This window comes from Prosthecobacter sp. GW821-HT29F12, assembly GCF_058803405.1.
Genome location: NZ_CM179517.1, coordinates 1,868,614 through 1,887,662 on the forward strand (window position 1 = coordinate 1,868,614; position 19,049 = coordinate 1,887,662).

At 62.4% G+C, this 19,049-nt stretch carries 15 protein-coding genes; 6 read left to right on the top strand and 9 right to left on the bottom strand.

Features of this window, described 5'->3' with window-relative positions:
- The first annotated feature begins 118 nt into the window (after positions 1-118).
- Positions 119-2,545 carry a DEAD/DEAH box helicase gene (locus AC3RLQ_RS07825; protein ID WP_493035918.1) on the top strand — a complete coding sequence of 809 codons (2,427 nt, stop codon included), beginning with the start codon at positions 119-121 and terminating at the stop codon, positions 2,543-2,545.
- 80 nt (positions 2,546-2,625) lie between these two features.
- On the opposite strand, the gene AC3RLQ_RS07830 is transcribed toward AC3RLQ_RS07825, so the two are convergent.
- Positions 2,626-3,108 (bottom strand): hypothetical protein, encoded by a 483-nt coding sequence (locus AC3RLQ_RS07830; protein WP_493035920.1) that lies wholly within the window; start codon positions 3,106-3,108, stop codon positions 2,626-2,628.
- Between the two features lie 351 nt (positions 3,109-3,459).
- Between AC3RLQ_RS07830 and AC3RLQ_RS07835 the strand changes: the two genes are divergently transcribed.
- On the top strand, positions 3,460-4,896 hold the full coding sequence (locus AC3RLQ_RS07835) for an AAA family ATPase (protein WP_487688974.1): 1,437 nt from the start codon (positions 3,460-3,462) through the stop codon (positions 4,894-4,896).
- 215 nt (positions 4,897-5,111) lie between these two features.
- Here the strand turns inward: AC3RLQ_RS07835 and AC3RLQ_RS07840 are convergent, their stop codons facing one another.
- The 7 genes from AC3RLQ_RS07840 to AC3RLQ_RS07870 all read right to left on the bottom strand — a co-directional run bounded on the left by AC3RLQ_RS07840 (position 5,112) and on the right by AC3RLQ_RS07870 (position 9,961).
- Positions 5,112-6,695, bottom strand: a complete 1,584-nt coding sequence (locus AC3RLQ_RS07840; RefSeq protein ID WP_493035922.1) for an aldehyde dehydrogenase (NADP(+)) — start codon at positions 6,693-6,695, stop codon at positions 5,112-5,114.
- Between the two features lie 13 nt (positions 6,696-6,708).
- Positions 6,709-6,852, bottom strand: a complete 144-nt coding sequence (locus tag AC3RLQ_RS07845; protein ID WP_493035924.1) for a type II toxin-antitoxin system RelE/ParE family toxin — start codon at positions 6,850-6,852, stop codon at positions 6,709-6,711.
- A complete protein-coding gene (locus AC3RLQ_RS07850) occupies positions 6,842-7,018 on the bottom strand; it encodes a type II toxin-antitoxin system RelE/ParE family toxin (RefSeq protein WP_493035926.1) in 177 nt (58 codons plus the stop codon). Before AC3RLQ_RS07850 ends, AC3RLQ_RS07845 begins: the two co-directional genes overlap by 11 nt.
- On the bottom strand, positions 7,003-7,188 hold the full coding sequence (locus AC3RLQ_RS07855; RefSeq protein WP_493035928.1) for a hypothetical protein: 186 nt from the start codon (positions 7,186-7,188) through the stop codon (positions 7,003-7,005). Before AC3RLQ_RS07855 ends, AC3RLQ_RS07850 begins: the two co-directional genes overlap by 16 nt.
- A gap of 67 nt (positions 7,189-7,255) precedes the next feature.
- Positions 7,256-8,032 (bottom strand): hypothetical protein, encoded by a 777-nt coding sequence (locus tag AC3RLQ_RS07860; protein WP_493035930.1) that lies wholly within the window; start codon positions 8,030-8,032, stop codon positions 7,256-7,258.
- 98 nt (positions 8,033-8,130) lie between these two features.
- The gene (locus AC3RLQ_RS07865; protein ID WP_493035932.1) at positions 8,131-8,958 is read right to left on the bottom strand and encodes a fumarylacetoacetate hydrolase family protein; all 828 of its coding nucleotides are present in this window, start codon (positions 8,956-8,958) and stop codon (positions 8,131-8,133) included.
- Between the two features lie 43 nt (positions 8,959-9,001).
- On the bottom strand, positions 9,002-9,961 hold the full coding sequence (locus AC3RLQ_RS07870; RefSeq protein ID WP_493035934.1) for a MerR family transcriptional regulator: 960 nt from the start codon (positions 9,959-9,961) through the stop codon (positions 9,002-9,004).
- A 98-nt stretch (positions 9,962-10,059) separates the two neighbouring features.
- On the opposite strand from AC3RLQ_RS07870, the gene AC3RLQ_RS07875 reads away from it, so the two are divergent.
- Positions 10,060-11,484, top strand: a complete 1,425-nt coding sequence (locus AC3RLQ_RS07875; RefSeq protein ID WP_493035936.1) for a nucleoside recognition domain-containing protein — start codon at positions 10,060-10,062, stop codon at positions 11,482-11,484.
- Positions 11,485-11,552: 68 nt separating this feature from the next.
- Positions 11,553-12,815: a glutamate racemase gene (locus tag AC3RLQ_RS07880; RefSeq protein WP_493035938.1), complete on the top strand. Its 1,263-nt coding sequence runs from the start codon at positions 11,553-11,555 to the stop codon at positions 12,813-12,815.
- 20 nt (positions 12,816-12,835) lie between these two features.
- On the opposite strand, the gene AC3RLQ_RS07885 is transcribed toward AC3RLQ_RS07880, so the two are convergent.
- Positions 12,836-13,414, bottom strand: coding sequence for a hypothetical protein (locus tag AC3RLQ_RS07885; protein ID WP_493035940.1), 579 nt, complete (start codon positions 13,412-13,414; stop codon positions 12,836-12,838).
- A 284-nt stretch (positions 13,415-13,698) separates the two neighbouring features.
- Here AC3RLQ_RS07885 and AC3RLQ_RS07890 point away from each other — a divergent pair, with 284 nt between their 5' ends.
- Together AC3RLQ_RS07890 and AC3RLQ_RS07895 are read left to right on the top strand one after the other, a co-directional pair.
- Entirely contained in the window at positions 13,699-13,848 is a 150-nt protein-coding gene (locus AC3RLQ_RS07890; protein WP_493035942.1) for a hypothetical protein, read from the top strand.
- A 78-nt stretch (positions 13,849-13,926) separates the two neighbouring features.
- The gene (locus tag AC3RLQ_RS07895; protein WP_493035944.1) at positions 13,927-18,909 is read left to right on the top strand and encodes a beta strand repeat-containing protein; all 4,983 of its coding nucleotides are present in this window, start codon (positions 13,927-13,929) and stop codon (positions 18,907-18,909) included.
- Positions 18,910-19,049 lie beyond the last annotated feature (140 nt).

Sequence of the window (19,049 nt, forward strand, 5' to 3'; positions counted from 1 at the left end):
CGGCGCTGCGCGCTGTCCTCTCCCCGGGGGCTCAAGATCAAACACCTTGCTATCTCCCCCTATTGGTGCCAGTATGACACCCCTCAAATTCTGAGGGTTACGTTTCGTTTCTGTTTTTATGAGTACCCACACCTTCCCTGAATTGGGAATTTCGCCCGAGCTTCTTGAAGCCGTTAAATCACTCGGCTTCGAGCAACCCTCCCCCATCCAGGCTGAAGCTATTCCTGTGGCGATCACCGGACGTGACGTCGTGGGCCAGAGCCAGACCGGCTCCGGCAAAACGATGGCCTTTGGCATTCCCGTGGTGCAAGGCGTCGATGGCACCAAGCGCGCGGTGCAGGCTCTGATCCTCTGCCCTACCCGCGAACTGGCCATGCAGGTCTGCGCGGAAATCCACAAGCTGGCCTCCTTCAAGGAAGGCGTGCGCGCCACGCCAGTTTACGGCGGCGCTTCGTATGACCGCCAGATCCGTGCCCTCCAGAGCGGCTCCCAGATCGTCGTCGGCACCCCCGGTCGTATTCTTGACTTCATGGAGCGCGGGCTGATCAAGTTCGACGCCCTCAAGATGCTCGTCTTTGATGAAGCCGATGAAATGCTGGACATGGGCTTCAGCGACGACATCGACCGCCTGATGGCCGCCGTGCCGAAAGAGCGCCAGACCATCTTCTTCTCCGCCACCTTTGAGCCGCGCATCCGCCGCCTGGTGGAGAATTACACGACCAACGCCGCAACGATCACCATTCAGCAGAAGGCGCTGACCGTGGCCACCGTGGAGCAGCGCTACTACGAAGTGCAGGGCCGATCCAAGCTGGAAGTGCTCTGCCGCGTGATCGACATCGAGGCCCCGCGCCTTACGATCGTTTTCGCCAACACCAAGCGCGCCGTGGATGATGCCACCGATGCCCTTGTGGCCCGTGGCTACGCCGCCGACCGCCTGCATGGGGACATCAATCAGACGATGCGCGAGCGCGTGATGCGCAACTTCCGCAGCGGCAACGTGGAAGTCCTCGTTGCTACCGACGTGGCTGCCCGTGGTCTGGACGTGAACGACATCGATCTCATCGTCAATCTGGAGCTCCCGTATGACGCGGAAGACTACGTGCACCGTATCGGCCGCACGGGCCGTGCCGGACGCAGCGGCAAGGCTTTCAGCCTTGTGGCCGGACGTGAAATTTACCTGATGCAGCGCATCCAGCGCTTCATCAACATCCGCGTGGAACGCGCCAAGGTGCCCTCCCAGGAAGAGCTGGAAGCCACCCGCGTGGACAAGACCTTCGACAAGGTCAAGGCCGTGCTGGAAGGCGCCAGCTACGCCAATCACGAGCACAGCATCCAGCGCCTGCTGGACATCGGCTTCTCCCCCACGGAGATCGCCAGCGCGCTCATGGACCTGCTCATGAAAGACCAGGTGCGCGAGACCGAGCAGATCGTGGAAGACCGCGCCGGCCGGAAGCCCGACTATCCGCAGCGTGACTTCAAGCCCCGCGCGCAGGCCACCGCTCCTGCTCCAAGACCGACTCCGCAATCCGTCGCCGCTCAGGCTCCGCAGGCAGCCCCTGCCCCGGCAGCCGCAGCGACCGAAGGCTCTGCCGAAGCGCCAGCGCCAGCCGCGGAAGGCACGGAAGCTCCGGCCGAAGGCTCAGCTCCGGCGGAAAACACCGCCGCAGCTCCAGCCGAGGCCCAAGCCCAGCGCGAAGAGTCCGGCCACGAAGAAGACTCCGGCCCGACGAATCATCAGGCCGCCGCCCCCGCAGTGCGTCCAGCCAAGTTTGACAACGAATTCGACACTGACCACGGGGAAGAACGCGTGCCGCGCAAGCAGAGCAGCTACGTGCAGAAAGGCCCGCGCTCCGGCATGGTGCGTCTCTTCATCAACGTGGGTGGCATGGATCAGGTACGTCCGCAGGACATCGCCGGCATGCTCTACAACACCATTCAAGACCTGACCCCTGGCAGTATTGGTGCCATCGACGTGCTGGAGAAATGCAGCTTCGTCGAAGTCCCCGGAGACTCCGTGGAATCCGTCCTGGAAGGCGTCAAAGGCGCGCAGCTCCGCGGCCGTGACGTGCGCATGGACCATGCGGACCGTCCGGACGACATCAGCGGCATCCGCCCCAAGCGCTTCGGCGGTGGCGGCGGCTTCATCAAGAAACCCGGCTTCGGCGGCGGCGGTGGCGGCTTTAACAAAGGCGGCTACGGCGGCGGTGGTGGCGGCTTCAACAAAGGCGGCGGCCCAGGCACTGGCTTCAAAGGCTACGGTGGTGGTGGTGGCGGCGGCGGATACCAAGGCGGTGGCGGCGGCTTTAAAAAGCCCGGCTTCGGCGGCGGCGGTGGTGGCTTTGGTGGCGGCGGCTTCAAGAAGCCCGGCTTCGGCAGCAAACCCTGGCAGCAGCGTGAAGGCGAAGGACCAAGCCCCGGCTACGGTGGCGGTGGTGACGACGGCCCACGTCGTGAAGATGCAGGCGGCGGTGGTGGCGGCGGCTTCGGCGGCCCACCCAAGCGCCCCTATGGCGGCGGTGGCGGCGGCTTCAAGAAGAAGTGGTAATCGCTAACAGCCCTTAAGGCACTTTTGAGGACCCATACGACCTGTCACAGCGACGGAGCGTCTGGGTCCTTCTCTTTGCACTATGCCGCAACCCGCTTTTGGTTCTCAATCCATTCTCGTGAGACGGTGGGTTTGAAGTCAAACTCCGGCAGGTGGCGGTCAACCACGGCGAACAGCGAGCTCGCCAGCGCAATCACCACCTCAGTGCATCCCTGGCTTTGGAAATAGCCCACCGACACGTTGTAGGCGGTGATTTTTTCCTTCAGCGCTTTGAGTGCCGCCTCATGCCGCTTGGTCGCCTTGCCCCGGAGGTCCGCCGCCTCTTTGCGATAGATCACAGCCAGCTGCGGGTTCGGCCCACTGAGCGGGCTGCCAATGGTCTCGGTGCGCTCGGCCAGCTGCTCCTGGCTCAGGGCCTTCCGTTCGGCTTTTGCCAAGGCATTCTCTGCGGCGGTGAGTTCCTGCTCCTTGAGGAAGAGGTCTTTGAAAATGAAGACCAGCGCATCGATGGCACGCTTGGACAGGCCTTCCTGCGTCTGGGAAAACGAATTGAGGCGTTTCACGCTTTCCAACGCTTCCGAGAGTCCCGGCTGCTCCGCCAGCCGTAATGGTCTAAGGCAGAGTACAAGGGTCGGCGAATGCAGAGGGTCACCTGTACGATCTTCCGCCGCAGCCGGCAGAGTCATCCCCAGGGTCAGTAAAAACAAGAAACTCATTTTCATCGTCATCCAAGGCAGTAACCCCAAAGAAAATGGATCGTCACAGGCAAACTTCAAGTTCGTTCGACCGGCCTCAAACCACGGGTGGCAGCCGGCCTGCAGAGCTTGAGTTGTACCAAGAAATCATTGGCGGCATGCTTCGTGCGCTCTTAAATCTCAGCAGGATCACCCCGGCGGTGGTCTATCATTAAACCCATGCCAAACTCCACCGCACTCCGCGACGCCCTGACCCAGTCACCGAACAATCTGTCGTTGTTGCTGCTCTACGGTCGTGCGTGTCTGGAAGAACTGCATCTGGACGAGGCGCGTGAGGTCTTCACCCGTGCCCTGGAACAGGACCCGGACCAGACCGATGCCATGCTGGGCATCGCCAAAGTTTTGTTCATGGAGGGAGACACCTCCGGAGCCGCCGTGCGGGCCGAGCGCGTCATTTTTCTGGAGCCCACCAACGCCCAGGCCCACCTGCTGCTGAGCCGTGTGTATCTGAGCGAGGGCGACCGTCCCAAAGCCATCGAGCATTTTGACCGTGCCGCACAGATCGACGGCACCATGAGCGATCCCGCCCTTGAGCGTGAACTTGGCCGCACCGCGCGTGATGCCCGCAAAACTGCCCCTGCCCCGGCGCCGGAACCTCCCAATCAGGAACCGCAGATCGCCGGCGGCCCCGATCAGGACGAATTCTTCGAAGATCCCTTCGATGACCCACCCTATGACTGGCGCCCCGAGACCTTCTACGCCCCCGGTGACCCCGAGCGTGGCAACGTCACCTTTGCCGATGTCGGCGGCATGGAAGAATTGAAGGAGGAGATCCGCCTCAAGATCACCTACCCGCTGCAGTTCCCCGATCTGTACAAAGCCTACGGCCGCAAAACCGGCGGTGGCATACTCATTTACGGACCGCCCGGCTGTGGCAAGACGCTGATCCTCCGCGCCGTCGCGGGTGAAGTGCCCTGCAATTACCTCTCCGTGGGCCTGCATGAGATCTTTGATCCCTACTTCGGCAGCACGGAGCGCAACCTGCATCAGATCTTCGAGACCGCGCGCGCCAACGCGCCCTGCGTACTCGTCTTTGATGACATCGACTCCCTCGCCATGGATCGCCGTCAGATCCGCGAAAGCCAGATGCGCAATCTGGTGAACCAGTTCCTGCATGAGATGGATGGCATCCGCAGCGAGAACCAGCGCATCCTCGTCATCGGCGCCACGAACCAGCCATGGGCGCTTGATCCCGCATTCCGCCGCCCAGGTCGCTTCGACCAGGCCATCTTCGTCGCCCCGCCGGATGCACCTGCGCGTGCGCAGATCATTGAGTTGCTGGCCAAGGACAAGCCCATCGCCGAATTCGACAACACGGAGCTCATCGAAGCCACCAACGGCTTCTCCGGTGCCGATTTGAAGTGGGTCTTTGATCGCGCCGCCGAACTCGCCCTTTCCGCCGCCATTCACACCGGCCAGCCCGTGCCGATCACGCTTGAGCTGCTGCTTGCAGTGGCGAAAGCGCACTCGCCCAGCACTGCGGAATGGTTTGAAGGCGTGCGCACCCATGCGCAGTCGCAGGAGGGCCCGAACAGCATCTTCAACGACATGCGCAAGTTTCTCAATGCGCCGTCGAATACGAAGAAAGAGCGCTAAGCTGGGAAAGTAGTACCGAGCTTTAACTCGGGAGCTTGGATCTGAGTTCGTAGTTCGGGCTTCAGCCCGTTCTGATCAAAGGGTCAGTCATGCTCAAGCAATCAAGACATGGCCAGCGGCAAAATCATTCTCATCATCGATTCATAGCTCGAGATCGCAGCCCGTCCTGGGTTTCCAGAATGGGCTGAAGCCCGAACTACGAACTAAAAACCAGCCTAGCGCGTCATCACGCCATCCACAATGCGCATGGCACCGCGAGGATTGGCATCCTTGAGCAGCTCAGGCAGCGCCTCTTCGGGGAAGCCCTGGTAGCAGACGGGACGCACGAAGCGGTAGATGCTGCCGGTACCGATGCTGGTGAAGAAGCTGTGGCTGGCGGCGGGATACGGGCCGCCGTGGTGCATGGAGGGACAGACTTCGATGCCGGTGGGGAAACCGTTGAAGATAATGCGGCCCACCTTGCGCTCCAGCACACGGATGAGCGGGGCGAAATCACGCAGATCCTGCTCGGTGCCCTGCAGGGTGGCGGTGAGCTGGCCATCAAGGCTGTTCGCATAACGCAGCATGTCTTCGAGCGTGGCGCATTGCGTGATGATGGAGCACGGGCCAAACACCTCGCGGCGCAGCTCTTCGTTGGCTTCCAGCACGTCGATCGTCGTGGTGAAGATGCGGCATGCGGCCTGGGAGGCGGTTTCGCTGGAAGGAGTTTCGGATTCACCGACAAGCTGCAGTCCCTTCACGGTCTGCCACACGGCGGTGCCGGCGTCATAGGCTTCGCAGATGCCGCGATGCAGCATCGTCTGCGGGGCCACTTTGGCCGCGAGGGCGGCTGCGTTGCTAATGAACTGGTTCAAATCGTCGCCCTTCAGACCGAGAACGACGGCGGGGTTCGTGCAGAACTGGCCCACGCCCATTGTCACGGAACCCACATAGCCTTCAGCGATTTTCGAGGCACGCTCCTTGAGCGCCCCTGGCAGCACAAAGACCGGATTCACCGAACCCATTTCAGCATAGACTGGAATCGGATGCGGACGGGCGGAGGCCACGTCCATCAGCGCACGACCACCACGCAGGGAGCCGGTGAAGGCGACGGCCTGGGTGAGCGGGTGCTTGGTCAGCGTGGTGCCGATGTCATTGCACTTGCCGTGCAGCAGTGAGAAGCAGCCTGCGGGCAGGCCCACCTTATGCAGGGCGTTCAGGACCGCACGTGCGAGCATCTCGCAGGTGCCGGGATGTGCCGGGTGGCCTTTGACGACGACTGGGCAGCCAGATGCCAGGGCGCAGACGGAATCCGTGCCGATGACGCCGATGGCGAAAGGGAAATTGCTGGCGCCAAACACCACGACGGGGCCGATGGGCATCATCACGCGGCGCACATCCGGCTTCGGCAGGGGCTGGCGGTCTGGCAGCGCATGATCCACGCAGGCATTGGCCCAGGAGCCTTCACGGATCAGGGCCGCGAAGAGCTTGAGCTGGCCAATTGCACGACCACGCTCGCCGGTGAGGCGTGCCAGTGGCAGCGCGCACTCGGCGTGGGCGCGCTCGATCAGCGCATCGCCCAAGGCGGTGATTTCATCGGCGATGGTGTCGAGCAAAGTCGCACGAGTTTCCGGTGTGGCGAAACGAAGAGCATCAAAGGCGCCGTCAGCCGCCTGCATGGCTTCATCAGCCTCGGCATGGGTGGCATCTCCAAACGCAGGCTCAAGCTGGGCGCTGGTGGTGGGATTGAAGGCGTGAAAAAGGTGGCCGTGGGGAGCCGCTTCACGGCCCGCGATGTAGTGATGTCCAGTGAGTGTCATGGTTGGGGAGTCTCTAAAAGAGAAATGCGGTTTCGTCCAGCATTCGTGCGCCATGCCAGAAGCGTGCGATGCCGACGGTGTTTTCGTTTTTGTCGTAGCGATAAACAATCCGATAGGGATAGACAACGATCTCCCTTGTGAAGCCGTCATCCAGCATCTGGAACGATGCGCCCCCGCTCAGGCATCTGCGCGAGGGACTCGGCGGCACAGACCAGTTTTTCGCCAAAGCGACGGGCGGCGGGCGGATTGTCCATGGAAATATAGCGAACGATCTCCTTCAAATCGAGCAGCGCACGCGGCGAGACGATCACCCGACAATCCATGACGACATCAGTTCACGCACGTTCTCAATGGGAATGCCTTCACCGCGTTCCAACTGGTCAAAGCCCTCACGAATCCCGGCCACGAACTCAATCTCACGGGCCATGTCCTTAAGCGACATGTCTTCCGGAAGTTTCTCAAGGAGGTTGATGGCGATCTGGCGATTGCTCATAGCTCCAACCTGCCTGATTTACGTAGCACGGCAATACAAATTCATGCCTCCGGTTTTGCTCCCCCCGTCACTTCGGCAGCCGAGCAATGGCACAGGTGGTCATCCGTTTCATGATCTGCGATTCCGTGGGCGGCAGCGGCACACTCGGCGGCCTGGGAAGGCCTGACTCGGAAGTGGCGGTGTTCACATTCGGATCGGACCGCAGGGATTCGGCCTGCCAGACCGTCTTGCCTGAGGCCGTGTTCAGCATTGTGTAACTGGCCGCGATGCTGCGTGTGGCGAATTCACTCGCGGAATACACGGTCACCGTGGTGCTACTCCGGCAGGAGCTGGAGCAGCCGCTGCAGCAAGAGCCCGTGCGGCAGGTTTTGTCGCCGATCTTACCGCAGGAACAGGATGAATAGACGGTGCGCGTGTTCTGACGCTGCCTGTTGCTATGATCCACCGTGTTGTCGCGCAGGTCGATCCATAGCAGGTAGTCCAAGCCCCCCGCGTGCGCTTTGCCGATGAAGCCCGGGCTGAGCTTGCTGCCGAGAACGATGGGCACACCCGCGCTGAACTGGGACGGCGGAAACCCGACCGCACCACGCGCAGCCTCCATGGTGAGCACACGTGAGTGCCGCAGCCTGTGCTGCAGCGCTTTCTCTGCCTCTTGCAGAATGAGGCCTTCCTCCGTCCGCCCCGGATACACCATCACCCCCTGAGCCGTCAAACCACCGACGGCAATGGTCTTGCCTCTCAGTTCATGCCTGCCCAAGCTGCTGCTTACGGCCAGGGTGGGGTCTGCGGCACAGCTTACCAGCCATGCAGCGACGAAGATCAGGAGAAGGGCGTGAGGTGTCATGGCAGCGCATAACCTCAGACGCAGCCTTAAACCGATTATTCAAATTCACGCCCAGGAAAGGAATGGCGACGCACGGCCGCCATTCCCTGAGTGTGACCTCACGCGATCGGATTCACCAGCGTGCCGATGCCGTCGATGGTGATGCTGATGACGTCACCGCTTTGCAGGGTGAATTCATCTCCGGGAACGATGCCGGTGCCGGTCATGAGGAAGGTGCCGGTGGGAAAGGTGTTGTCGCGGAAGAGGAAGCCTGCGAGTTCGACGGGGGTGCGCTTGAGCTGGGAGACGGTGGTTTCACCTTCGAAGGCGGCCACGCCAGCGCGGTCGATCTGCAAATGAATGCGGGTCGTGGGTGCGGGAGGTTCGTTTTGAATCAGGATGGCCGGGCCGAGAGCGGCGCAGAGTTTGAAGCACTTGGCCTGCGGCAAGTAGAGCGGGTTTTCGCCTTCGATGTCACGGCAGGAAAGGTCATTGCCCACGGTGTAGCCAATGATGTCGCCACGGCTGTTGATGCAAAGCGTGAGTTCGGGCTCGGGCACCATCCATTTGGAATCGCTGCGCAGATGCATGGCCTGGCCCGGGTGCGCGACGCGCTGGGGCGTGGCCTTGAAGAAAATTTCCGGGCGCTCTGCCGCATACACGCGGTCATAAAAGCTGCCGCCGCCTGCGTCCTTGCTTTCTTCCATCCGCGCGGTGCGGCTGCGGAAGTAGGTGACGCCTGCGGCCCAGACTTCCTGGGAAACGATGGGGGCGAGGATGGTCTCCGGCGCGGGGGCTGCCACCACCGGTGTGGTCACGGCAATCTGTGAGAGATAGGCGGAAAGGCCCACGACTTCCAGCAAGGCATCCCAGTTGTTTTCTGGCACGGTGTGCCAGGCACTTGGGGTCTGAATGAAATTGCCAGAGGTTGTGCGGTATAAAAGCATGAGAAAAGGAAACTAGAGAAAGTCAGCCCTCATGCAACTTGGCTCACGCCTGATTCTTGCATAAAGCTTCGTCCAAGCCGTGCAGGCAGCTGACCCATTGAACAGCAATGTCAGGCAGCACCGCACGGTAGCTTGCAGCCGCACGACCGCCTACGATGAGGCGCATGGCAGATGGCAGCAGTTCGCGCATGCGGCGCAGTTTTTCCACGATGATGGAGCAGCCCTCCGGGTACACTACGCTTAGCGCCACCGCCGTGGCATGCCGGGCGATGGCGCATGCGGCGATCTCTTCCACTGGCAAGTTGGGGCCGAGGTAGGTCACGTACCAGCCCAGATCCCGCGCGGAGGCGGCCACGATCAAAGCTCCCAGTTCGTGCACTTCCCCCGCAGGGGTGGCCACCACCAGCTCCGGCGCATTCAGAGGCGTCTGACTGCCGGGCACGGGGGTGAGAAGCAACTCGCGGATGATCGCCGTGGCGATGTGCTCGTGGCTTGCCCGCAACTGACCATCCCGCCAGTTGTTGCCGATCTGAATGAGCAGAGGGCAGATCACCTGATGCAGCATGCCACGCTGGCCGAGCTGCATGCGAGCCAGCAAAAGCACCTGGCGCAGCCCTTCGCAATCGTAGCGCTTGGAGGCGGCGATGGCGTCATCGATGAACTGCGCCGGCTCCATCGGCGGGCTCTGCGATGTCGGAACTTCTGCGGGAACGGGCGCGGTGGGATCTGCGGGAAGGGCGGACAAAGGCCGTGCGACGGGTACGGTGCCCTGGGCCAGCTCCTCAAGCTCCGCCGTGGAGAGCCGTGCCACACCGCCGATGCGGTGGCCATTTTCCGTGAGAATCTTCAGCAGTTTCAGTCTTTTCACGGCTTCGTCGCAGTACATGCGGCGGTTCGTGCCGGTGCGGCTGGGGCTGAGCGCACTGTAGCGCCTCTCCCAGATGCGGATCACATGCTGGCTGAGGCCGCTGAGCTTGCTGGCGAGCTGGATAGGACAAGGCATGAACAAATGTATGGGAGTTGCCACTTGAGGCTGGCGTAGAAACGTTTACGCATTGCCGCCGCATCTGGCTACTACGTTGTCACATTTTCCACTACGACATGCTGAACTACATCTGGGCCACCCTACTTTTCATCGGACTTCTCGTTGCAGGCCTGGTCGGCCGCGTTTCTGGAGACGCCAGTGTCATCGACGCCGCGATGAAAGGCGCTGAAAAGGCCGTCATGGGCATCGCCCTGCCGCTGGCGGGCATGATGATGTTCTGGCTGGGGGTGCTGCGCCTGCTGGAAAAGGCGGGCGTGCTGGAGGCCGTGGTGCGCCTGCTCTCCCCCCTGCTCCGCCGCCTTTTCCCGGACGTACCCACGGGACACCCGGCCATGAGCGCCATGGTGATGAATCTTTCCGCGAACATGCTGGGCCTTTCCAACAACGCGACGCCGCTGGGGCTGAAGGCCATGGGCCACCTGCAGGAGCTGAACCCACACAAGCAGAGCGCCAGCAATGCGATGATCACCTTCCTGGCCCTGAACACCGGGGCCTTCACGCTGATCCCGATGACGGCAATGAATTTCCTCAACGCCGCCGGGGTCAGCCACAGCTTCCGCGTCATCGTTCCTACCATTCTTGCGACGGCCTGCGCGTCGGTTGCGGCGGTGATCGCTGCGAAGAGTTTCCAACGCCTGCCGGGATTTGTGGCGCAGCCGGATGAAATCATCTCTGAAACCCAGAGCACGGCCGTCAAACCTGCGGGCATTTCGCCCAAGGCGAAGTTCTGGCTCACGCTGCTGGGCACGCTGTTCATCGGCGTCTCGGCCTTGGAACTCGGCCCGCCCTCCTGGCGGCAGACGGTGCTGGATCAAACGGGACTTTCCACCGTGCTGGCCAAATCGGCCCAGCGCAAAGCCGAGGCGGAGAAGACGCTGGCCTTGAAAAAGGAGGAGGCGAAAGCCGCTGCAGCGACGCAGACGAAGGTGGAGCCGCCCGTGTGGCGTCGTGTCATGGATGGGGCCTCCGGCCTCGCCATTCCGGCCATCCTGATTCTCGCCGTGAGCGTGGCCTGGGCACGCGGGGTGAAGGTGTATGAAGAGTTTGTGGATGGTGCAAAGGAGGGCTTTCAGGTGGCGGTGCGCATCATGCCCTACCTCGTGGCCATGCTGGCAGTGCTGGCCATTTTGCGAGAGTCGGGGGCGTTTCAATTGCTGGAATACCTGCTCGCGCCTTTGCTGAACATGCTGGGCTTCCCGGTGGAACTGCTATCGCTTGCACTCATGCGCCCGCTCAGCGGTTCCGGTGCGCAGGGCATCCTCAATGAGATCCTCACGCGGCCAGACTTGAGCGAGATGGTGAAGTTCACCGCAGGCATCCTGTATGGCTCCACCGAGACGACTTTTTACGTGCTGACCGTGTATTTCGGCAGCGTGGGCATCCGCCGCTTCCGCCATGCGCTCGTCGCCGGTCTCACCGCCGACTTCATCGGCATGGTGGCCGCCGTGTTCTTTGGACGGCTGCTGTTTGCGTTTACTTAAGGCTCACAGATGCAATGAATTGGCATGCTTGCTGCGTATAGCTCCACCCCTTCGTCGCCAGCTTTCCCATGAAAACCCTCACCGCGCTGCTCCTGCTCGCCGTTGCAGTTCACGCCGCAGACCTTGTCGAATACGCGCGGGCACATCCCGATGGCAAAGCTGCTTTCACTTTCGATGCCAGCGCTTGGAACGATGCCGAGGCCACGCGCCATCTGCCCATTGGCGTGTTTGATTCCGGCATCGGCGGACTCACGGTGCTGGAGGCGCTGCTGAAGCTGGACGCTTTTCATAATGACACTCTGCAACCGGGGGCGGATGGGGTGCCAGACTTCGCGCAGGAGCGCTTCATCTACTTCGGTGACCAGGCGAACATGCCCTACGGCAACTACTCTGCGGTGAACCGCACGGATTACCTGCGTGAGCTGATCGTGAAGGATGCGGTCTTTCTGCTGGGCCGCCGCGCATGGCCTGCCAAGGGCGGCGAACCGAAGTATGACAAGCCGCCGGTGAAGGCGATCGTCATCGCGTGCAACACGGCCACGGCTTATGGACTCGAAGAGGTCCGCAAGGCCATGACGGCATGGAAGGTGCCGGTGATCGTGGTGGGCGTGGTTGAGGCAGGAGCGCGCGGTGTTTTGGAATCCAAGGGCACGGGCGGCATCGGCGTGCTGGCCACCATCGGCACCTGCGCGAGCAAGGTGTATCCGCGCACCATCGCCAGCACGCTGGGACGCGCCGGGCAGAGCGTGCCGGTGATCGCACAGCAGGGCAGCGCGACGCTGGCGGGAGCGATCGAAGGAGATGCGGCGTTTCCGGATTCGGTGTCGGCGTATGCGATGAAGGAGGCACGGGCGCTGGCGGAGGCATATCGGGCGGAGAAGCCGACGGCGCCGCTGCAAACGATTGTGCTGGGCTGCACGCACTACCCGCTGGCCCAGGAGGAGATCGACTCGGCATTCACGGCGCTGCGTCAGGACGCTGCATTTCGTGATCTCATCGCCGAGCAGCGCACCTTTGTGAATCCTGCTGAAGCGACGGCCCGTGAGTTGTTTCGCGAACTGGCGCAGGCGAAGCTGCGACTGAAGTCCGGTGAGAAATGCGTTCTTGAACAGGGCCTGTTCTACCTCTCCGTGCCGCGTGTGGAGGAAGTGGGCATCCAGCTCTCCGGCGATGGCAGCCTGGACAAGGACTACAAGTACTCACGCAGCCCGGGCCATCTGGACTTTGAAGACACGAAGAACGTACCGCTGACGGCAGAGCTGATTCCAGTGAACAGCGCGAAGCTGGTGAGGGAGAGACTGCCTGCGGTGTGGAAGAGTATGGGGAAGTGAGGTGACGGCGCGGACAAGGATCAAGATCCCGATGGGCGCTGCTGGTAGGTGTTGGTGGACACCTCTGACCAGCCGTGGGGCTGAATGAGGGCCTCCAGCGCAGCGCGGAATCGCTTCCGTCGGCCGGACACGGTCTGTTTGAAGTCTTCTCCATGCGGGAAGAGTGCGCTGATCAAGACCTTCACGCGGCCATCCGGATACCTTTTGAGAGAAGGTGACTCCTGATTTTTCAAGATGGCCTCGGCAATGATCGCGGCGGGCTGTTTGACGTTCACTCTGCTGGCCATGGCGTGGAGCTGGCGTCTGCGGGTGGATACGATCTCTGCGGTATGAGCTGAGACGTCCACACACCACTGCTGCATCTCGGCACGAGTGGAGCCGTTCACGGTGCCGCCGTGGCGCTCAATCTCGAAAGTCAGCTGCGGCGGGTTCCAGCACAAGCCTTCCGTGCGTCCCCGGATCTTGTGCGGCTGCATGCCACCTGCGCGCGAACCGCGTAAAGATGGCCAGGCGTCCGCCAACAGGAATTCGATTTGCTCCCGGTCGAGATCGGAGCCGGGAGGATGACTCATGAGGAAGTCTTTGAGCGAAGTGTCCATGATGGAAGTTAATGATTTCACATTGGATGCCACTGTTTTTTGCGGGCGCCCCCGCAACGCCCAGCAGGAAGTGAAATCAGAGATGGCAGCGGGGCACCGGCGGCGAGTTTAAATCCCCATTGGAGAGGTAGGGTTTGGTGCCAAGGTGCCAAACCCGCGCAGGGCCATGAGGGCCAAATGACCCCATTTTGGCCCTAGTGACCCTGACCCTGGGTAATCAACGGCTAAGATAACTTCCCGTGGGTATTGCCAGCGCTCTGAGACTCCCGGCGAACTTTTCGGAAATGCGTTTCGCCGATTGCCTGATGCATGAGTTCACAGTCGCAACAACCTGGCTTTGGTTGAATGCCGAAGCTGTTGAAGCGCAAACGCTTATGCGGCGGGGCATTGTGACGATCTTGTTGTTTGAGTACATCCTTGGAATCGCGATGTAGGCGCGCCGCAAATCCCCCCCTCAATGCTGGCTTCGAGTCTTGCCCCCAAGATCGGAACCGCACGCGGCATCATCTCCCATGAAACCCCCCCCCCTCACCCGGGCTTGGAAGTCCACGCCCGCGAACCGCCGCAAACTTCAAACCTGGCTCTTCTGGTGCACAGGTTTGGCCGCTGTTTTATGCGCCGCTGAGATCAGGGCGCAGTCATCTGTCTGGAACACAGGCGCTGACAACTGGAGCAACGCGGCCAGCTGGCTGCCGGCCACAACGCCCGTGAGCGGCTACTCGGCAGCGCTGACTTTCGGCGGCAGCTCCAGCTACACCGCGACGAATGACCTGAGCGGGACGTTTCAATTCAACCGGCTGCTGTTTAACAACAGCGCAGGCACGGTCACGCTCGCAGGCAATGCGCTCAACGTGGTCAATCCGCTCAATGGCAACACGGTGCTGCCCACGCTGGCGCTCACGGGCGCGGGGAATGCCACGGTTTCCGTACCGATGACCTGGAGCGGCGAGACGGCGGTGACGAACTCGGGCTCTGGCACGCTGCTGTTCAATGGCAACCAGACCTACAACAACGGCACCAAGCAGACCTTCATCAACAGCGGCACCGGCACGATCACGCTGGCGGATGCGGTCACCTATGCCAACACGGGCGGCGTGAGCGGCGGTGGCATCGTGCTGAACCTGATCAACAACAACAGCGCGACCGGCAGTTTCAACGTGGGCAATCTGGGAGCACTGGGCAGTGGCTCCAATCTATTTTATCTTAACATCGGCGGCACCGGCACGGTGCGCTTCTCCGGCAGCATCAACGCCGATCTCTTCAGCGCCGCCCAGCTGCTGACAGTGCAGAGCGGGGCGACGTTTGACTTCAATGGCAATGGCGAGACCATGGGCGCCATCGCCGGGGCTGGGACCATCGCAATGACCTCGGGGGCCAGCATCACCACCAATCTGGCCGGATACTACGTCTTCTCCGGGAAGCTGACGGGATCGGGTGCTCTTGCGGTCTCTGCAGGCACGGAAACCCTGGTGCTGTCTGGTTCGACGAGCAACTACACCGGCACGACTTCTGTGCTGGGCGGCACCCTGATCGTCTCGGCCAATGCTCCAAGCGGCAGCGCCGGTGCCCTGGGCAATGCCTCCACCTTCGTACTGGTGGGCAACACGAGCGGTGCTGTTTCAGCCAGACTGCTGATGGACACCGAGGGAGTGACGATCGGCCGCAACATCACCCTGCAATCTGGCAACACCGGCACCGCCACGGTGGGCGGGCTCAACACCTCCGGCACGGTGACCTACAGCGGCAGCATCACGCTGGGCAGCGGCAGTGCTGCGGCCAAGGGGCTGACGCTTTACTCGGCCAGCGGTGGCACGGTGCAGATCTCCGGCAACCTGCTGCGTGCGGTCTCAGCCACGGGCACCACGGACACACTCACCGTCACCGGGGGTGGCACGGTGGTTTTGCAGGGCGGTGGCAACACCTTCACAGGTGACACGACGGTCAGCGGCGGCACGCTGCTGCTGGACCATTCCGTGTCCAACAACGCCAAGCTCAGCAGCACGGCGGCGCTGGTTTTGAACGGCGGCTCGCTCAGCCTCAGCGGCAGCAGCACGACGGCCACCACACAGACGGTGGCTGGTCTCACGCTGGGCAACAGTGCCACCCCACTGAGCGGCAGCGCGCAGATCAATGTGACCAGTGGCACGGATCAAAATGCCACGCTCAATCTGGGGGCGATCACGCGCAACGCGGGAGCCACGGTGGATTTCTCCGCCAGCAACACTGGCGCTGGCGTGGCCAGCATCACGACCACGACCGCTAACACGGCCAGCGGCATCCTGGGCGGTTATGCCACCTACAAGCTCGATGACTGGGCGGTGAATGACGGCGCGGGCAACATCACGGCGCTGGCGGCAGGCAGCTACACCACTTCCTTTGGCAGCGGACTGGCCACGAGCCTGAGCGGCAGCACCGCGCTGGCCAGCGGAGGTGCCACCACGAACACGCTGCGCTTCACCAGCGGCGGGGCTTTGACTTTCAATGCCACCACGCCCGGCACGCTAACACTGGAAAGCGGCGGCATTCTTATTGCCAGCACGGCGGGAGCCACCAGCATCGGCAGCTCGACCACACGAGGCACACTGACCAGCAGCACGGGTGAAGTGATCATTCATCAGCAAAGCAGTTCAGGCCCGCTGACCATCCACTCGGTCATCAGCGGCAGCGGACTGACGGTGTCTGGTACAGGCACGGTCACACTGACGGCCACCAACACGTTCACCGGCAGTCTTGTCATCAACAATGGAGCCACGGTGGCGGTGAGTGCGAATGGAAATCTGGGCGCGGCCACGACTGCCATCACGCTGAATGGCGGCACCCTGAAGCAGACCACCGGCAACCTCTCGTTCACCACGCCCACGTCCGCATTGCACACCATCTACATCGGTCCGGCAGGCGGCACCCTGAGCTTTGCCACCGTGCAGGGGATCTCTGGCGCCGCGCTCAGTGGCAGCGGGAATTTGACGGTGACAGGCGGAGGCGGATTCACCACCGGCTCTTCTGTCAGCACTTTCACCGGGAACATTTTTCTCATCAATGCAGCGATCTACTCGAACAGCTCTCAGCTCACATCCGCAGCCTCGGTCACGGTGGCCAGCGGAGCGACGTGGGGCGTCGAGGATGATGGCATCGGCACCTTCAACATTGCCACCGGCGGACGCATTCTTCTGAACGGCCGGGGGCTGGGCGGCAATGGCGCGCTGCGACTGACGGACCAGAGCAGTGGCACCGCGCTACTGGACCCCCGGACCACCATCGGCAATGAGATCGTGCTGCAGACCGATTCACTGATTCAGGTGGACAATACCAGCTATACCGGCACGGCGAGCGTGGCGGGCAGCCTCTCCGTGCTCACGCTCAGCGGCACCGTCAGCGGCACGGGGAACTTGAGCAAATCGGGACAGGGCAATCTGATCCTGAGCGGTGCCAACAACACCTACTCCGGAGCCACCAATGTGGAGGCCGGCATGCTGATCCTGAACCTGGGCAATGACCGCCTGCCGACGGGCACGAGCGTGACGCTGGGCAGTGGCAGCAACTCCGGCATCCTGCAGCTCAACGGCTTCTCTCAGAGCATCGCCGGACTCGGCACTTCGGGCACAGGCACGGCGAACTCGGTGCTCGGCGGCAGCAGCACGAGCACGAGTCTGCTCAACGTCAACGTGTCGTCAGGCACACAGACCTACAGCGGCACGCTGGGCGGTGTGGGCACCAACAACACGGGCGCGAACAACAATCTCGGCTTCATCAAGAATGGAGCAGGAACCATTGTGCTCAGCGGAGCAAACAACCACACGGGCGGCACCACGGTGGCGCAGGGCACGCTGGCCCTGGGCAATGCCGCAGCACTGGGCAACAACGGCGCCACTTTGGCCACCAGCGCGACAGGCACGGTGGTGAACGCCGGTGCCACGCTGGATCTGAATGGGCAGTCCAATGTGCAGGGAGTGATCACCCTAAACGGCACGGGCGTGAGCAACGGCGGGGCGCTGGTGAACAACAGCGACACTGCGGCCAGCATCGGCAACGGCATTGCGGCATTGACCGTTCCCTCCGCCACCACGGCGGGATGGTCCGTGGGAGCGACGGTGAGCCTGGATGCACCGACGACGGGAACAAACGCCACAGCCACGGCGTTGCTGGGGCTTTCTGCTTCCAGCCTGAACCTCACTGCAGGCGGCAGCGGCTATGTGCTTGCGCCGGTGGTCACCGTCTCGGGAGGCGGGGGCACGGGCGCGGTGGTCACGGCGAACATGGGCGTCACCACGGCCTCGTACACGGTCACGTCGGGCACCACGACGTACAGCTCCGCGCCGACGGTCACGCTTTCCAACGGGGCCACGGCCACGGCCAACCTCGACGCCAACGGCAAGGTGACCAGCATCACGCTGCTGACAGCAGGCAGCGGCTTTACCGGCACGCCCACGATCAAGTTCACCGGCGGCACGGTGCTGTCTCAAGGAACCGATCCCACCGGCTCTGGCAACAGCACGCACTTCACCATCGTGGGTCTCAATGTGATCAATGGTGGCACGGGCTACACCTCGCTGCCGACAGTGAGCATCAGCGGCGGCACAGGCGCGGCAGCCACGGTGGTGGACGGCAACTTCGTGCTCAACGGGGTCGATCTCACGGACAGCGGCAGCGGTTACAGCAATGCGCCCACGGTGACAGTCACAGGCGGCACGGCGACAGCCACGGCGAACGTCACCTCGGTGGCGCTGGTATCCGACTCCAGCATCGGTGGCAGCGGGAGCCTGACGGTGAATGCCGTCATCTCCGGTGCGTATGGCCTGACGAAAGTGGGCACGGGCACAACCACTCTGACAGGCGCCAACACCTACACCGGCGCAACGGTGGTGAGCGGCGGTGCGCTGCAGGTCGGCGCGAATGGCGCAGGCCAGACCGGCACCGGAGCCGTCGATGTGCAATCAGGCAGCATGCTGCTGGGCACCGGGTATCTGCAGGGCAGCAGCTTCACCGCAGCGAGCGGGTCCACCGTGCAGGTGGGAGACAGCACGGCTCAAAGCAGCTACGGCACACTGCATTTTACGCCCGCCTCGGGCTCGGGCAGCATCGACTTCCAGGCGGGCAGCACGATCATCCTCAGCATCAATCCCGGCGGGGTCTCGGACATGCTGCAGATCACCGGCACGGGGAGCACCCTCGTCAATTTCAACGGGAACCTCACCATCACAGCCGAAGCCTTCATTCCGACTGCCACGGCCACGTTCCATCTGCTGGACTGGTCCGGACTGGGAGCTGCGCCGACGTTTGACAGCCGCTACAACTACACCGGTCTGGTGTATGGAAGTGGCGACACCCCTGCCGGGCTGATCCTGCCAGACCTCACCGGCACCGGCTTTGCTTGGGACTTCAGCGCCTTCACCACCGCGGGGGATCTCTCCATCGTGGTGGCCAATGCTCCCGAGCCTTCCCGGGCGCTGCTGCTGGGGCTGAGCCTGGCGCTGCTCGTGACGAGACGCCGCCGCTGAAGACGCTTTTCGAACGCTTGGAATGCGAAAAAACCACCGTGCAGGCCAAGCGCGGTGACCGCACGAAATCGCCGCAATCACTGCGGCGCAGCTTGAATTTTTGGGCAGAAACCGGCCCCTGCAGTCCCCCCAAACCCGCC

Coding starts and splice junctions, on each gene's coding strand:
- AC3RLQ_RS07825 (WP_493035918.1), top strand. CDS start 119: ATGAGTACCCACACCTTCCCTGAATTGGGAATTTCGCCCGAGCTTCTT.
- AC3RLQ_RS07835 (WP_487688974.1), top strand. CDS start 3,460: ATGCCAAACTCCACCGCACTCCGCGACGCCCTGACCCAGTCACCGAAC.
- AC3RLQ_RS07840 (WP_493035922.1), bottom strand. CDS start 6,695: ATGACACTCACTGGACATCACTACATCGCGGGCCGTGAAGCGGCTCCC.
- AC3RLQ_RS07845 (WP_493035924.1), bottom strand. CDS start 6,852: ATGCTGGATGACGGCTTCACAAGGGAGATCGTTGTCTATCCCTATCGG.
- AC3RLQ_RS07850 (WP_493035926.1), bottom strand. CDS start 7,018: ATGGATTGTCGGGTGATCGTCTCGCCGCGTGCGCTGCTCGATTTGAAG.
- AC3RLQ_RS07855 (WP_493035928.1), bottom strand. CDS start 7,188: ATGAGCAATCGCCAGATCGCCATCAACCTCCTTGAGAAACTTCCGGAA.
- AC3RLQ_RS07860 (WP_493035930.1), bottom strand. CDS start 8,032: ATGACACCTCACGCCCTTCTCCTGATCTTCGTCGCTGCATGGCTGGTA.
- AC3RLQ_RS07865 (WP_493035932.1), bottom strand. CDS start 8,958: ATGCTTTTATACCGCACAACCTCTGGCAATTTCATTCAGACCCCAAGT.
- AC3RLQ_RS07870 (WP_493035934.1), bottom strand. CDS start 9,961: ATGCCTTGTCCTATCCAGCTCGCCAGCAAGCTCAGCGGCCTCAGCCAG.
- AC3RLQ_RS07875 (WP_493035936.1), top strand. CDS start 10,060: ATGCTGAACTACATCTGGGCCACCCTACTTTTCATCGGACTTCTCGTT.
- AC3RLQ_RS07880 (WP_493035938.1), top strand. CDS start 11,553: ATGAAAACCCTCACCGCGCTGCTCCTGCTCGCCGTTGCAGTTCACGCC.
- AC3RLQ_RS07885 (WP_493035940.1), bottom strand. CDS start 13,414: ATGGACACTTCGCTCAAAGACTTCCTCATGAGTCATCCTCCCGGCTCC.
- AC3RLQ_RS07890 (WP_493035942.1), top strand. CDS start 13,699: ATGCGTTTCGCCGATTGCCTGATGCATGAGTTCACAGTCGCAACAACC.
- AC3RLQ_RS07895 (WP_493035944.1), top strand. CDS start 13,927: ATGAAACCCCCCCCCCTCACCCGGGCTTGGAAGTCCACGCCCGCGAAC.